Genomic DNA, 12,838 nt, shown 5'->3' on the forward strand with positions numbered 1-12,838 from the left:
CACAGCATGGCAAGGGGCGGCCCACGCAAGGGTATTCCATCAGGCAAGGGACCGACATCTGGCAAGAGCGGGGGCGTCCACATCGGTGGCCGCTTTTATCTGACCAGTCTTGCATCTGCGACTGCGGGCGGGCGCGTGCTCGACATTCTGCCCGACCTTCCCGACATTCGGGACCGCGCCTACCAGCCGCACCTGCAAAGGCTTGCCCCCCAAAAGACGCCGCGGATCGCCTTTTCCGTGAGAAACCAGGGCCAGACGCAAAGCTGCGTCGGCCATTCGCTCGCCCATATCATCGACGTCTTGCGCTTTGCCGAACCGGACGGGCCAGAGCCCGAGCGCGTCAGCGCGCAGATGCTTTACGAAATGGCACGCAAGAACGACGAGTGGGCCGAGACGATACACGACGGATCCAGCCTGCGCGGCGGGCTCAAGGGTTTCTTCCGCAATGGCGTCTGCACCGAGGGGACACCCGGTGAAGATGCCGCGCCTTGGGTTCTGACCTACGACATCGCCAAAGCGGCTCGGGCAACACGGCTCGGCGCCTATTTCCGCGTCCAGCCGGATATCAGCGACTATCACGCCGCCCTTCAGGAGGTCGGCGCGGTCTACATCTCGGCGCAGATCCATTCGAACTGGGACAAGCCGAAGAACGGCCGCATCGCGCCCGGCGGCACTCCCAAGGGCGGGCATGCCTTCGTGATCGTCGGCTATGATGCGGAAGGCTTCTGGATCCTCAACTCCTGGGGCGAGGAATGGGGCAAGGACGGCACCGCCCACTGGTCCTACGAGGATTGGGCGGCCACGGTGATGGACGCCTGGGTCCTCCAACTCGGCGTGCCCGCGCCGAATGCCTTCAGCGCCGTGCCGAAGGTCACCGCGGCCGAGGCCACTGGGCTGTTCGGCTTCGGGGATCCGAAGCGGGACGACATTCTCGGCCATTTCATCAATATCGACGACGGACGGCTGATCACCCAGGGCAAATACTATTCCCCTTCATCGACCGAGATGCTGGAGACGGTTGACCGGCTGACCAGAACGGATTCGAACGGCGGCAAGGGCTTTTCCGATCTCGTGATCTACGCCCATGGCGGGCTCAACACCACGGTGGCGGAGTCCAAGCGCATTTCCGCCTGGAAACGCAGCGAAATCTTTACGCGCAACCGCATCTACAATTTTCATCTCATGTGGGCCTCCGGATTCTTCGATGAGGTCTTCGGGTCGATGTCGAACAAGCTGGCCGGTCTCGCCGGTGGGGGGCTATGGGACCCCGTTTTCGAAACGGGGCTCGGCAAAGATGCCGGTCAGAAGGCATGGCGCAACATGAAGGGGGACGCCGAGGCCGCCTTTTTCGACCGGGGCACCAACTCCACCCTGTCCGACGAGGAGGAATATGGCGGCGGGATCAAGGGCCTGAGACCGCTGCTGAAGGCTCTCGACACCGCCGAAAACAGACCACGACTCCATCTCGTCGGGCACAGCGCTGGTTCCATCGTTCTCGGGCGGCTGCTTTCGGCCTTCGACAAGTTCGGGCTGAAGAATACCGAAATCGCCAGCGTCCACCTGATGGCGCCGGCTTGCACGGTCAAGTTCTTCGAGGACCATTACCAACCGCTGCTCTCCGGCAAGGGCAAGGCGACCCTGTCGGGCAAGATCCATCTCTACATGATGACCGACAAGCTGGAACAGGACGACATCGTCGGGCTTGATACGGTCCTCCTGCCCGCCTACAGCCGTTCGCTGCTCTATCTGGTCTCCCGCGCCTATGAAGAGAAGCCAGGCACGCCGCTCGCCGGCATGGAGATTTTCCAACCCGACATACCGAAATCGAGCAAAATGACCGTTGACCTCTCGTCCGGCGCTTCCGGCGCGAAGACCCAATCGACGTCGCATGGCGGGTTCGACAACGACGCGGCGACGCTTGCGACCATCATGGAGCGCATCCTGGGGGCAAAGCCGAAGAAACCGCCCATTCCAAGCGAGATGGAGGGATATTGACCCCAGGACGATCTGGCAGAATATCCTGCGGCCATGAAACGTTTGCCTCGCAGCGACGCAACCATCGGGGGCAATACGGCATGTGGGATTTCAGCATCGGCAAGACCATCGGCATTCTGCTGAAGACCATGCCCTTCATCCTCACCCGGATGGTAATCTACTTCTCGATCACACTTGCCTTCATCCTGGCAACGGGGGTGGGTGCCGGTATCGGCTATGGCGTGGGCTCGGTCACTGATAGCCCGGAATCCTTTGCGGTCTGGGGCGGTTTCTTCGGCATGGGGTTGGTCGGCACGGCCGTCTACTGGGCGCGGGAATGGCTGCTCTACATGGTCAAGACCGCGCATATCGCCGTCATCGTCAAGCTGATCGACGGCGAGGCCCTGCCGGACGGCAAGGGGCAGGTTGCCTATGGCCGCGAGATCGTCACCGCCCGCTTCGGCGAGGCGAACATGCTTTTTGCGCTCGACCAGCTCATCAAGGGCGTCATCGCCGCCATCACCGGGCTCATCGGCGGCGTTGCCGCCTTCCTGCCGATCCCGGGCCTCGACGGCATCACGCGCTTTGCCAATACGGTCATCCGCCTGTCGCTGACCTATGTCGACGAGATCATCCTCGGCTACAACATCCGCACCAAAAGCGACAATGCCTGGGAAAGTTCGCGCCGCGGCCTCGTGCTCTATGCGCAGAACGGGCTGAAGATGGTGAAGAACGCCGTCTGGCTCTCCATCTTCCTCTGGATCCTCTCGATCGGCGTGTTCCTGCTGGCCCTCGCGCCGGCGGCCGCCATCCTCTACGTCTTCCCTGGCGAGATCGCCGGCTACAGCTTCATCATCGCGCTCGTCTTCGCCTGGGCCTTCAAGGCAGCCGTGCTGGAGCCCTTTGCGATCACCGCGCTGATGGCCGTCTATTTCGACACGATCCGCGGCCAGGTGCCGGACCCCGAATGGGACGCGAAGCTCGCCGGCGCGTCGGAGAAATTCCGGGCGCTCACGGAAAGCGCCAGGGGTGCCTTCGGTGGACGGCCGGTCTCGGCGTAGAGCCACGCCGCGCATTTTTCCCCACCGCTACGGAATGGAAAGAGTTTTAACTATTCCGATTACCGGAAGTTGTAGATTTGACTCTACCATCCCCTTTCAGCAAACCGCTGGGGGATTTCCATGCGTCTGTTCGTCGTTCTCTTGCTGGCGACAATGCTGGCCGCGCTGTCGTTCACCGATGATGCCGAGGCCCGCCGTCGCGGCTTTTCCTTCAGCGGCAGCCGGGCGAAACCTCAATCCCTGCCCGTCATCATTCCCATCCCGGGCGGCGGTTCATCCGTCGTCTTCGTCAAGGAACTGCCAGATATCACGGCGTTCAAGTTCCAGGACAAGGGCTTCTACGATCTCGGCTACAAGTTCAGCACGTTCGGTGGCGGAGAATGGGTCGGCTATTTCAAGAGCAAGTCCAGCTATGTCAGACTTGATCAGGAAAAGGTCAAACAGTTCGTACTGCCGGCAGTCGGACTGACGGAAGCCGACACACCCACACGCGGGGTCGGCGGCCAGCTGATGGTCGGGCTCCTCTGGATCATCGGAGCGGTTGTCGCCGCTGGCTTCGCCCTGCTGCGCTCGTCGGGCCTGCGCCGCGCCATTTTCACCCCGCGGGGCCGAACGGAAACAGAGGATGACCTCGACGAGCGGCGCTTTTCCGCTGGCAGAGCGGAGCCATCTCTCCAGCTAAAGCCGAACATGGCGGCGGTGCCGCGCGCGCAATCGGCCGCACCATCCTTCAGCCGCGCCGTTCCAGCCAACGCCTTTGGGAAAAGGCGTTAGCCCTCCCCGCGCCACCCATCGAGATACCGCACCTCCTCCACGCCCGAGAACTTCGCCAGACGGGCCAGCTCGGCCTCCAGCTTCTCCAGCCGCCCCGCCGAGGCGCGGACCTTCGGCTCCCACCACAGCCGCTTGACGTCGAGCGTGCCGGCCTTGCGGTCGGCCTTCATGTCGATGCGGCCGACGAGGCGGTCGCCTTCGAGCAGCGGAAAAACATAGTAGCCGTATTGCCGCTTGGGCTCCGGCACGAAGACTTCGATGCGGTAGAAATAACCGAACAGCCGTTCCGTGCGATTGCGGTCACGGATCAGCGGATCGAAGGGCGAGAGCACGCGTAGTCTTGCGGGCGGCTCGGGGATATCGCCGAGGTTTTGCGGAAAGTCGGCGAAAGCATGGGAGGCACGCGGCTTGTCGCCGTCCGCCGTTTCGATGGCGACGGGGCGCAGTTCGTCTCGGTGCGTTTCCACCCAGGCTTTCGCCTCCTCCGGCGAGATCAGCGCCCAGAAGGCGGCAAGCTCGCCATGGGTGGCAAAGCCCAGCCTTGTCAGCGCGCTGCGGCAAGCCCAGTCGACGAAGGCGTCATGTTCGACATCCGGCTCATGGTGATGCGCCGGCACGACCCGTTCGGTAAGGTCATAGACCTTCTGGAAGTTTTCCCGCCGGGCGATCGCCAGCCTGCCGGTGTGCCAGAGAAATTCGAGCGCCGTCTTGTTCGGATGCCAGTTCCACCAGCCGCCGGACTTATGCTCGTCCGTTTTCAGATCGCGCGATAGGACAGGCCCACCGGAGGCGATGCGCTCATAGGTTTCCTCGAATGTGGCGTCAAAACCCTCGCCCTGCCATCTGCGCCACCGTTCCAGGATCGACGCTTCCTTGCGGCGGAAACGATGTTTCCAATAGCGGTAGAATTCACTCGGGATGATGGAGGCATCGTGCGTCCAGTGCTCAAAGAGCTCGCCATCCGTCTCCAGCAGTTCCGTCAGGTGCTCGCGCCGGTATGTCTGGTTGCGCGAGAAGAGGATCTGGTGATGTGCCCGTTCGACGGTGGCGATGCTGTCCACCTGCACGAAGCCGATATCGTGGATGAGCTGCAACAGCCCTGCCTTGCCGAGCAGGCGACCGGGTGGTCCGCTGAGGCCCTGGCGGGCGAGGAAGATGCGCCGGGCCTCGGCATTGGAAAGCAGAATCGTCATGGCTGGATGATAGACACATATTCCCGTTTTGTTCCAGTCATTTTCTGTCGGCGGACATCAGGCCGATGCGAGCTCCTTCAACATTTTCCGTCGATTGTTCAACATTATTGCAGGCACCGACACAAAAGCGCTTCGCAGTTCCCTTGGAATTGCTTATAGGTCCACCACCCATCTGCGAACCGGGACCCCGCTCTTGGACATCGTTTTCTCTGCCGCCACGGTGAGCTATGCCGGACGCACCGCGCTCCAGCCGCTGGATTTACGGCTTGCCGAGCAGCGCATCGGTGTCGTGGGCCTCAACGGTTCCGGCAAGACGACCATGGCGCGGCTGATCAACGGCCTCGTCAAACCGACGACCGGCACAGTGACGGTGGGCGGGCTCGATACGATGGCGGACGAGGTTGCCGCGCGCGGAAAAACCGGCTTCATCTTCCAGAACCCGCAGCACCAGATGATCCTGCCGATCCTCTCCGAAGACATCGCCTTCGGCCTGAAGAATCGCGGCTTCGGCAAGGTCGAGATCGCGGAGAAGACCGAGGCGGTGCTTGCGCGTTTCGGCATTTCGCACCTGGCGCGCCGGCGTGTCCATGAGCTTTCCGGCGGAGAAACGCAGCTTGGCGCCATTGCAAGCGTGCTCGTCACCGGCCCGGAGCTTCTGATCCTCGACGAGCCGACCAACCAGCTCGACCTGAAGAACCGCGCGCTCATCGCGCGCACCATCGAAGGCCTGCCGGAGCAGGTGCTCGTGATCACGCACGACCTTGCGCTACTCGAAGGCTTCGACCGGGTGCTGGTCTTCCACGAAGGGCGGCTTGCCGCAGACAGCGACCCGGCCGAAGCGATCCGCGCCTACCGGGAAATCGCCGCATGCTGAACGGGCTCGACATCGAGGGCACTTCGCTGCTGCATCGCATGCCCGTGCGCGGCAAGCTGATTGTGCTTTTCGTCGCGGCCATTGTGCTCTTCGTTACCTCGGACCTGCGCCTTCTCGTACCCGCGCTTGTGCTGGCTGCAGGGCTCTATCTGTCGACCGGCATCGGCATCCGGGAAGCAGCGCGGCGCACACGGTTCGTGCTGTTCACAGTGCTGATTGTCGCAGTGGCGAACTATCTCTTTCATTCGCTGCATGAGGCGCTCGTCGTGTTTTGCCGCCTGTCCACGCTGGTGCTGCTGGCCGCGGCCGTCACCGCGACGACGGGCATTTCCGCCTTCATGGACGAGATCACCCGGCTCATCACGCCGCTGGAGCGATTCGGTTTCGTGCGGGCGGCGGATGTCAGCCTTGCCGTTGGCCTCGTCATCCGTTTCGTTCCCGAGATTTTTGCGCGCTATCAGGATATCGCCGACGCGCACAGGGCGCGCGGCCTGCCGGTGCGACCGCTTTCCACACTGACGCCGCTCATCATCCTGACGCTGAAGGATGCGGATACGATCGCCATGGCGATTGACGCCCGCGGTTTTCGGCGGCACTAAATGCCAACCCAATTTTGTCCATCCGGGAACCTCGACATGACCACCAGAGACATCGTCCTCGTCGCCCTCTTCGCCGCGATCATCGTGGTACTGGGCCTGCTGCCGCCGATCACGCTCGGTTTCATACCGGTGCCGATCACCGCGCAGTCGCTCGGCGTCATGCTGGCCGGCTGCATCCTCGGCGCCAAGCGCGGTGCTGGCGCCGTGCTGCTCGTCCTGCTGCTCGTGGCGATCGGCCTGCCGGTTCTCTCCGGCGGTCGCGGTGGCCTTGCCATTTTCGCAAGCCCGACCGGCGGCTACCTCGTCGGCTGGGTCTTCGGCGCCCTCGTCTGCGGCCTGATCGCCGAGCGCTTCGTTCGGGAAGACCAGGGGGAGCTTACGCAGTTTCTCGCCTTCCTGGGCGCATCCGTCATCGGCGGCATCGCCGTCGTCTACCTCTTCGGCATTCCGTGGCTCGCCTATGTGAGCGGCAAGGCGTTTTTCCAAACGGCCCTCGCCTCGCTTGTCTTCATTCCCGGCGACCTCATCAAGGCGTTTGTCGCCATGCTGGCCGGCCGCGCCGTGCTTGCAGGTTATCCGCTCCTGCCGCAGCGTGCCTGAGCCTGAGCCCATGCCGCTTTCCGGCGCACTCGAACAGCACGCCGCCAACAATCCTGCGAACCCGGCCTTCCATCTGGAGGACCGGGTTCTCTCCTACCGTGCGTTGACTGCGACGGCGCGGCGTCTCTTCGCAGCGTTCTCCAATCTGACGCCTGAAGGCTGCAGTACGATCGGGCCGCAAAACCGGCTCATCGCCATCGTCACCGGTAACCACGCGCTCTTTCCCGCCGCCTTCGCCGCAGCGACGGCCGGCAACAATTGCGCCGCCCTGATCGATCCGCACCTGCCGGAACCGGTTCGCCGCCGGATGATCGAAAAGCTCGATCCCGATCTCATCGTCATCGCAGACGGCCCTGCCCTTCTTGTCCGCAGCCCACGCGACGGCAACAACGCGACCATCGCCGAAGAAGCCTCCTTCGGCGCGCCGCCGCTCCCGGAGGGCAATGGCGACGATCCGTTCCTGATCGTCTTCACGTCCGGCACCACCGCCGACCCGAAACCGATCATCCGTGATCGCCGCTCCTGGCGTGCCAGCCTCGCAACCGGTGCCCCCTTCTTCGGCATCGACGCGACGGCGAGCACCTATGCACCCGGCCCGCTCGCGCACGGCCTTGCGCTCTACGCGATGACGGAGACGCTGCTTGCCGGGGGTACCTTCCATTCCGCCAGGCATTTCGAGGCCGCGGAGGCGCTGAAAACCATCCGGGGCAACGCCGTGCGCCGCCTGGTCCTCGTGCCCACGGTGCTGCGCCGGCTTTGCGAGAGCGACGGCGCGGAAGGGGTGACGGCGATCACCATTGCCAGCGCCAAACTGACGGCTGCCGACCACGCGCTGTGCAGCAAGACATTTCCCGGGGCTGCGCTTCGCGAATATTATGGGGCCTCGGAGCTCGGCTTCATCACCGCCACCGCGCCGGGCGATCCCGCCTCCTCCACCGCCGTCGGCACGGCTTTTCCCGGCGTTCGGCTCTCCATTCTGGACGGCGCCGGCAAGGCGCTGCCCGCGGGCGAAACCGGCACCATCTTCGTCGAAAGCCCGCTTGTCGCCACCGGCTATCTTGGTGCTGGCGACGGCGCGGGGCTTGCCCGTTTCGGCAGCCTTGCCACCGTGGGCGACCTTGGATTTCTCGAGGCGGACGGTACGCTGCATCTCCTCGGCCGCTCCGGCGGCATGGTGCTCTCGGGCGGCAACAATATCTATCCGTCCGAAGTGGAAGCAGCGCTCCTCGGCCTGCCGCATGTTCGCGCCGCCCATGTCTTCGGTGTCGAGCATGCCGATCTCGGCAGCGAGCTGGTCGCCGTCATCGAACCGAGCGGATCGGACCTGACGCCGGACGGGCTTTCGGCAGCGATGGCCGAAGTGCTGCCACGCTACAAGCAACCGCGGCGGCTCTGGCTTTGCCGCGCCATGCCGGTGACACCCTCCGGCAAGGTCGAGGCGAAGATGGTGCGGCAGTGGGTGGTGGAGGGCAGCAATGCGCTCGAACGGCTCTTCTGACCCCAGCCGGATTCCCGTCATCGCCGCGGCGTTTCGCACGCCGATCGGCCGCGTCAACGGTTCGCTTTCGGCTATCGAGCCGGCCAATCTCGCCGCGCCCCTCATTCGCCATATCCTCGCCGAGACCGGGCTCGCGCCCGAGGCCGTGGATGACGTGATCCTCGGCAATGCCGCCAACAGTGCGGGCAATCTCGCCCGCCTCGCCGCGCTGGAGGCGGGCCTGCCGATCAGCGTGCCGGGCATAACGGTGGACCGGCAATGCGGCTCGGGGCTGGAGGCGATCGCGCTGGCGGCCCGGCTCGTGCAGGCGGGCGCCGGCCGCTTCTACCTTGCCGGCGGCACGGAGAGCAGCAGCCGGGCGCATCTGCGCTTTCGCCCGTCCACCACGCCCGGCGGTGAACCGGAGCCGGTGCGCCGCGCCCGCATGGCGCCGGATGCCGTCGGCGATCCGGACATGGGCATCGCCGCCGAGAATGTCGCTGCGCACGCCGGTATCAGCCGCGCGCGGCAGGATGCCTTCGCGCTCGAAAGCCACCGCCGCGCCGTCGCGGCCGCAAAGGCAGGCCAGTTTGACGGCGAGATCGTGCCGGTCGAGACGCCCTCCGGTATGGTCTCCCGCGATGAATGCCCGCGCGAAAACACCTCGCTGGAGAAACTCGCCGCGCTGAAACCCGTCTTCCGGCCGAACGGCACCGTGACGGCGGGCAATGCCTGCCCGGTCAATGATGGCGCATCGGTCGTGCTGGTCACCTCGCTTGCCGAGGCGCGCAATCTTGGCCTGACGGTGTTGCTGGAGATTATCGACAGCGCGGTGGCGGGCGTCGACCCCAACCTGCTCGGCCTTGGACCGGTGCCGGCGATGCAAAAACTCGTTGCGCGCAATCCGGGGCTCGACGTCGCGGCTATCCCGTTCCTCGAGTTCAACGAGGCCTTCGCCTCGCAGGTGCTGGCAAGCCTCGATGCGCTCGGGGTCGATCCCGCGGCGGTCAACCGCGGCGGCGGGGCGCTGGCGCTCGGCCATCCCTATGGCGCCTCCGGCGCGATCCTCGTCACGCGGCTTTTCGCGCAGATGCGGGCGGCCGATGCCGGGACCACGGCACTCGCCATGATGGGCATCGGCGGCGGCATGGGTATTGCGACTTTGTTTCAAAAAACGGGAGGAACGATTTGAGCGACAAGATTTATTCAGGCGGCTGCCTGTGCGGCGCCGTCCGTTTCGCGGCGACGGGGCCGGCGGAAAAGCCGCATACCTGCTCCTGCCGCTTCTGCCAGCAGCATACCGGCGCGCCGACCGCCGCTTGGGTGGAGTTTCCCGCAGAGCGCCTGCAATGGACAGGTGCCGGCGGAACACCCTCGACCTGGCGCTCCTCCGACTATTCCAGCCGCGCCTTCTGCCCGGCCTGCGGCAGTTCCATCGGCGCGATCGACGACGAACCGGTCGTGGCGCTGCTCATCGGCGGCTTCGACGACCCGGCCGATCCGGCGCTGGCGCCGCAATACCATTCGTTCGAGGATTGCCGGCCGGGCTGGCTGCAGGTCGAGACGGCGTCAGCCGAGGAATAATTTCAGCCAATCGCGCACCGGCTGCGGCACATTGACGGGCTGGCGGGTCGCCGGATCGACGGCGACCCAGACGATCTCCAGATCGGCGACCGGAGCGCCCTCGCAGGACATAGCGACGGCAAAGCTCAGCGAGGTCGCGCCGATGCGCGCGACCGAGACCTTCAGGCGGGCGAGATCGTCGAGCCGGAGGCCGCGATGGAAGGTGCAGCCGGATTTGCGGACAAAATAGACCGGATCGTTCGCACCATCCGGCCGATGCCGCCAGAGGCCGGCGACGGCGGCTTCGGCATGGGCGTAGTAGGCGGCATTGTGCATATGCCCGTGCATGTCTATATCGCGGAAGGGTATCCTGATATCGCTCACCGTGATGTCTACCGTCTGTTCCACGTCGACCCCCGGGATAAACCATGCTTCGTGCCGTTGTTAGAGCGTTCGGCGATCCCCGGCAAGTGATCGGCCTCGAAGAGACGGAGCGGTCCGCACCCGGCCCCGGCGAGGTGGAGATCCGCATCCGGCGCGCGGCCATCAACCCCTCCGACCTCATTCCCGTCACCGGCGCCTATCGCAGCCGCACCGCCCTGCCCTTCGTGCCCGGTTTCGAAGGTGTCGGCGAAATCGTCGGGCTTGGCGAGGGTGTCACCGGCCTTGCGCCGGGCCAGCGCGTGCTGCCGATCGGTGCGAGCGGGCTGTGGCAGGACTATCTCGTCCGCCCGGCTGAGCGGTGTTTTGCGGTGCCCGACGATCTTTCCGACGACCAGGCGGCCATGGCCTATGTCAATCCGTTGACGGCCTTCCAGCTGGTCAATGCCGTGCAGGCGCAATTCGGCAGCGTGCGCGGCCAGCGCATCGGTGTCACCGCCGCCGCCTCGGCGATCGGAAAGATGCTGCTGGTGCTGCTGGCGGAGGCCGGTTTTCAGCCCGTCGCCCTCGTGCGCAGCGCCGCGACCGCGGCCCGGCTGAAGGAAAGCTTTTCGGGCGATGTCGTCGTGCAATCCTCACCGCCGCTTGACGCGGTTCTCGATGCTGTCGGCGGAGAGCCCGGCAATGCGCTGTTCCGGCATATCCGCCCCGGCGGCGCGTTCATCCAGTATGGTGCGCTCTCCGGCCTGCAACTCGATCCGATGCTGGTTGCCAGGCGCCGCGAAGACGTCGCCTTCTCCTTCCTCTGGCTGCGCAACTGGGTGCATTCCGCCCCGCGCGCCGAGATCGAGGCAGCCTTTGCGCGCAGCTTTGCCGGCATCCGCACCGGTGTGCTCGGTTCCGCCGTCGACAGGGTTTTCGCCTTGTCCGCGCTTGCCGCAGCGCTTGCCCGGCAGGACGATCCGGCGCGCAGCGGAAAACTGCTCCTTGCGCCGTGACGGTTGAAAAGGGTGGACATCGGCCCATTTCCCGTGGACCTCGCCAACCGCAATGGGTAGCTTCCGGCCATGACGACGTTTCTCTTCGAGAACCCGATCTTCCTCGAGCATCACACGCCTGAGGGCCACCCGGAGCGATCGGACCGCATCCGGGCGATCAATCTTGCGCTGGAGCATGAGCGCTTTGCGCCCCTGGTGCGCGAAAAGGCCCCGCAGGCGAACGAGGATTTCGTGCTGCTCGCCCATCCCGAAAGTCACCTCAGGGCGGTGATGTCGGCGATTCCCGAAGAGGACATCAACCAGGTCGAGGCGGATACCTATGCCAGCCCCGCCAGCTTCCAGGCCGCGCTGACGGGTATCGGCGGTGCGATCGCCGCCGTTGACGCCGTGTTTTCCGGCAAGGCGGACAATGCCTTCGTCGCCGCCCGCCCGCCCGGCCACCATGCCGAGCGCAACAAGGCGATGGGCTTCTGCTTCTTCAACAATGCCGCCATCGCCGCCCGCCATGCCCAGAAGGCGCACGGCGCCGAGCGCGTCGCCATCGTCGACTGGGATGTGCACCACGGCAACGGCACGCAGGACATTTTCTACGACGACCGCTCCGTGCTGTTCTGTTCGACGCACCAGATGCCGCTCTATCCCGGCAGCGGCGCGAAGGGCGAGACGGGCGCCGGCAACATCGTCAACGCGCCGCTTTCCGCCAATGACGGCAGCGACCATTTTCGCGAGGCCTTCAAGTCGCGTGTGCTGCCGCGCGTCGCGGACTTCAAGCCCGACATCATCATCATCTCCGCCGGCTTCGATGCGCATCACCGCGACCCGCTGGCGCAGATCAATCTCGTCGCCGACGATTTCGACTGGGCGACGGCAAAGCTGATGGAACTTTCCGAAAAATCGGCTAACAACCGGGTGGTCAGCCTGCTGGAAGGCGGCTACGACCTCACGGGCCTTGCCGAATCCGCCGCCACCCATATCTACCGCCTGATGAGAGGCTGACCATGAGCAACCCCGCCCCTGCCGCCCCGGATGTTTCCGCGCTCTCCTTCGAACAGGCCGTCGAGGAACTGGAAAAGATCGTCGCCGCCCTCGAGCGCGGCGACGTGCCGCTCGACCGTTCGATCGAGATCTACGAGCGTGGCGAAGCACTGAAGAAACATTGCGAGACGCTGCTGTCGGCCGCCGAAAACCGCATCGAAAAGATCCGCCTCGACCGCGCCGGCAAGCCGCAGGGCACGGAGCCGCTCGACGGGGCGTAGTTGGCCCGCGAAGGTTGAATTTTTCCTTGACATAAAACACGCTGCAATTTTACCTCTAGCCACCGTATGATCGGCGGCTAGAGCTCTC

14 protein-coding genes are annotated in these 12,838 nt (G+C 64.8%); 12 read left to right on the forward strand and 2 right to left on the reverse strand.

Annotated elements, in window-relative coordinates; all coding sequences use genetic code 11:
- The first annotated feature begins 6 nt into the window (after positions 1-6).
- The 3 genes from BSY16_RS10345 to BSY16_RS10355 all read left to right on the forward strand — a co-directional run bounded on the left by BSY16_RS10345 (position 7) and on the right by BSY16_RS10355 (position 3,809).
- Positions 7-1,995: a C1 family peptidase gene (locus BSY16_RS10345; RefSeq protein ID WP_083242882.1), complete on the forward strand. Its 1,989-nt coding sequence runs from the start codon at positions 7-9 to the stop codon at positions 1,993-1,995.
- An 80-nt stretch (positions 1,996-2,075) separates the two neighbouring features.
- Positions 2,076-3,035 (forward strand): hypothetical protein, encoded by a 960-nt coding sequence (locus tag BSY16_RS10350; protein ID WP_069059575.1) that lies wholly within the window; start codon positions 2,076-2,078, stop codon positions 3,033-3,035.
- A 120-nt stretch (positions 3,036-3,155) separates the two neighbouring features.
- Positions 3,156-3,809 carry a hypothetical protein gene (locus tag BSY16_RS10355; protein ID WP_069059576.1) on the forward strand — a complete coding sequence of 218 codons (654 nt, stop codon included), beginning with the start codon at positions 3,156-3,158 and terminating at the stop codon, positions 3,807-3,809.
- On the opposite strand, the gene BSY16_RS10360 is transcribed toward BSY16_RS10355, so the two are convergent.
- A complete protein-coding gene (locus BSY16_RS10360) occupies positions 3,806-5,002 on the reverse strand; it encodes a winged helix-turn-helix domain-containing protein (protein ID WP_069059577.1) in 1,197 nt (398 codons plus the stop codon). The genes BSY16_RS10355 and BSY16_RS10360 overlap by 4 nt on opposite strands.
- A gap of 193 nt (positions 5,003-5,195) precedes the next feature.
- On the opposite strand from BSY16_RS10360, the gene BSY16_RS10365 reads away from it, so the two are divergent.
- Genes BSY16_RS10365 through BSY16_RS10390 form a run of 6 tightly spaced genes read left to right on the forward strand, consistent with a single transcriptional unit; the run spans position 5,196 to position 10,136 of the window.
- Positions 5,196-5,876, forward strand: a complete 681-nt coding sequence (locus BSY16_RS10365) for an energy-coupling factor ABC transporter ATP-binding protein (RefSeq protein ID WP_069059578.1) — start codon at positions 5,196-5,198, stop codon at positions 5,874-5,876.
- Complete coding sequence (locus BSY16_RS10370; protein ID WP_069059579.1) at positions 5,870-6,475, forward strand: energy-coupling factor transporter transmembrane component T family protein; 606 nt, start codon at positions 5,870-5,872, stop codon at positions 6,473-6,475. Before BSY16_RS10365 ends, BSY16_RS10370 begins: the two co-directional genes overlap by 7 nt.
- Positions 6,476-6,511: 36 nt before the next feature.
- Positions 6,512-7,075, forward strand: coding sequence for a biotin transporter BioY (locus BSY16_RS10375; RefSeq protein WP_069059580.1), 564 nt, complete (start codon positions 6,512-6,514; stop codon positions 7,073-7,075).
- A 10-nt stretch (positions 7,076-7,085) separates the two neighbouring features.
- Positions 7,086-8,573, forward strand: a complete 1,488-nt coding sequence (locus BSY16_RS10380; protein WP_069059581.1) for a class I adenylate-forming enzyme family protein — start codon at positions 7,086-7,088, stop codon at positions 8,571-8,573.
- The gene (locus BSY16_RS10385) at positions 8,551-9,744 is read left to right on the forward strand and encodes a thiolase family protein (RefSeq protein WP_069059582.1); all 1,194 of its coding nucleotides are present in this window, start codon (positions 8,551-8,553) and stop codon (positions 9,742-9,744) included. The genes BSY16_RS10380 and BSY16_RS10385 overlap by 23 nt, the downstream gene beginning before the upstream one ends.
- Complete coding sequence (locus BSY16_RS10390) at positions 9,741-10,136, forward strand: GFA family protein (protein WP_069059583.1); 396 nt, start codon at positions 9,741-9,743, stop codon at positions 10,134-10,136. The genes BSY16_RS10385 and BSY16_RS10390 overlap by 4 nt, the downstream gene beginning before the upstream one ends.
- On the opposite strand, the gene BSY16_RS10395 is transcribed toward BSY16_RS10390, so the two are convergent.
- Positions 10,122-10,523, reverse strand: a complete 402-nt coding sequence (locus BSY16_RS10395) for an acyl-CoA thioesterase (protein WP_286157118.1) — start codon at positions 10,521-10,523, stop codon at positions 10,122-10,124. The genes BSY16_RS10390 and BSY16_RS10395 overlap by 15 nt on opposite strands.
- 20 nt (positions 10,524-10,543) lie before the next feature.
- Here BSY16_RS10395 and BSY16_RS10400 point away from each other — a divergent pair, with 20 nt between their 5' ends.
- The 3 genes from BSY16_RS10400 to BSY16_RS10410 all read left to right on the forward strand — a co-directional run bounded on the left by BSY16_RS10400 (position 10,544) and on the right by BSY16_RS10410 (position 12,750).
- Entirely contained in the window at positions 10,544-11,494 is a 951-nt protein-coding gene (locus BSY16_RS10400) for a zinc-dependent alcohol dehydrogenase family protein (protein ID WP_069059585.1), read from the forward strand.
- Between the two features lie 69 nt (positions 11,495-11,563).
- Entirely contained in the window at positions 11,564-12,490 is a 927-nt protein-coding gene (locus BSY16_RS10405; protein WP_069059586.1) for a histone deacetylase family protein, read from the forward strand.
- A 2-nt stretch (positions 12,491-12,492) separates the two neighbouring features.
- Positions 12,493-12,750, forward strand: coding sequence for an exodeoxyribonuclease VII small subunit (locus tag BSY16_RS10410; protein WP_069059587.1), 258 nt, complete (start codon positions 12,493-12,495; stop codon positions 12,748-12,750).
- The last annotated feature ends 88 nt before the right edge of the window (positions 12,751-12,838 follow it).

Source organism: Sinorhizobium sp. RAC02, assembly GCF_001713395.1.
Lineage (GTDB): Bacteria > Pseudomonadota > Alphaproteobacteria > Rhizobiales > Rhizobiaceae > Shinella.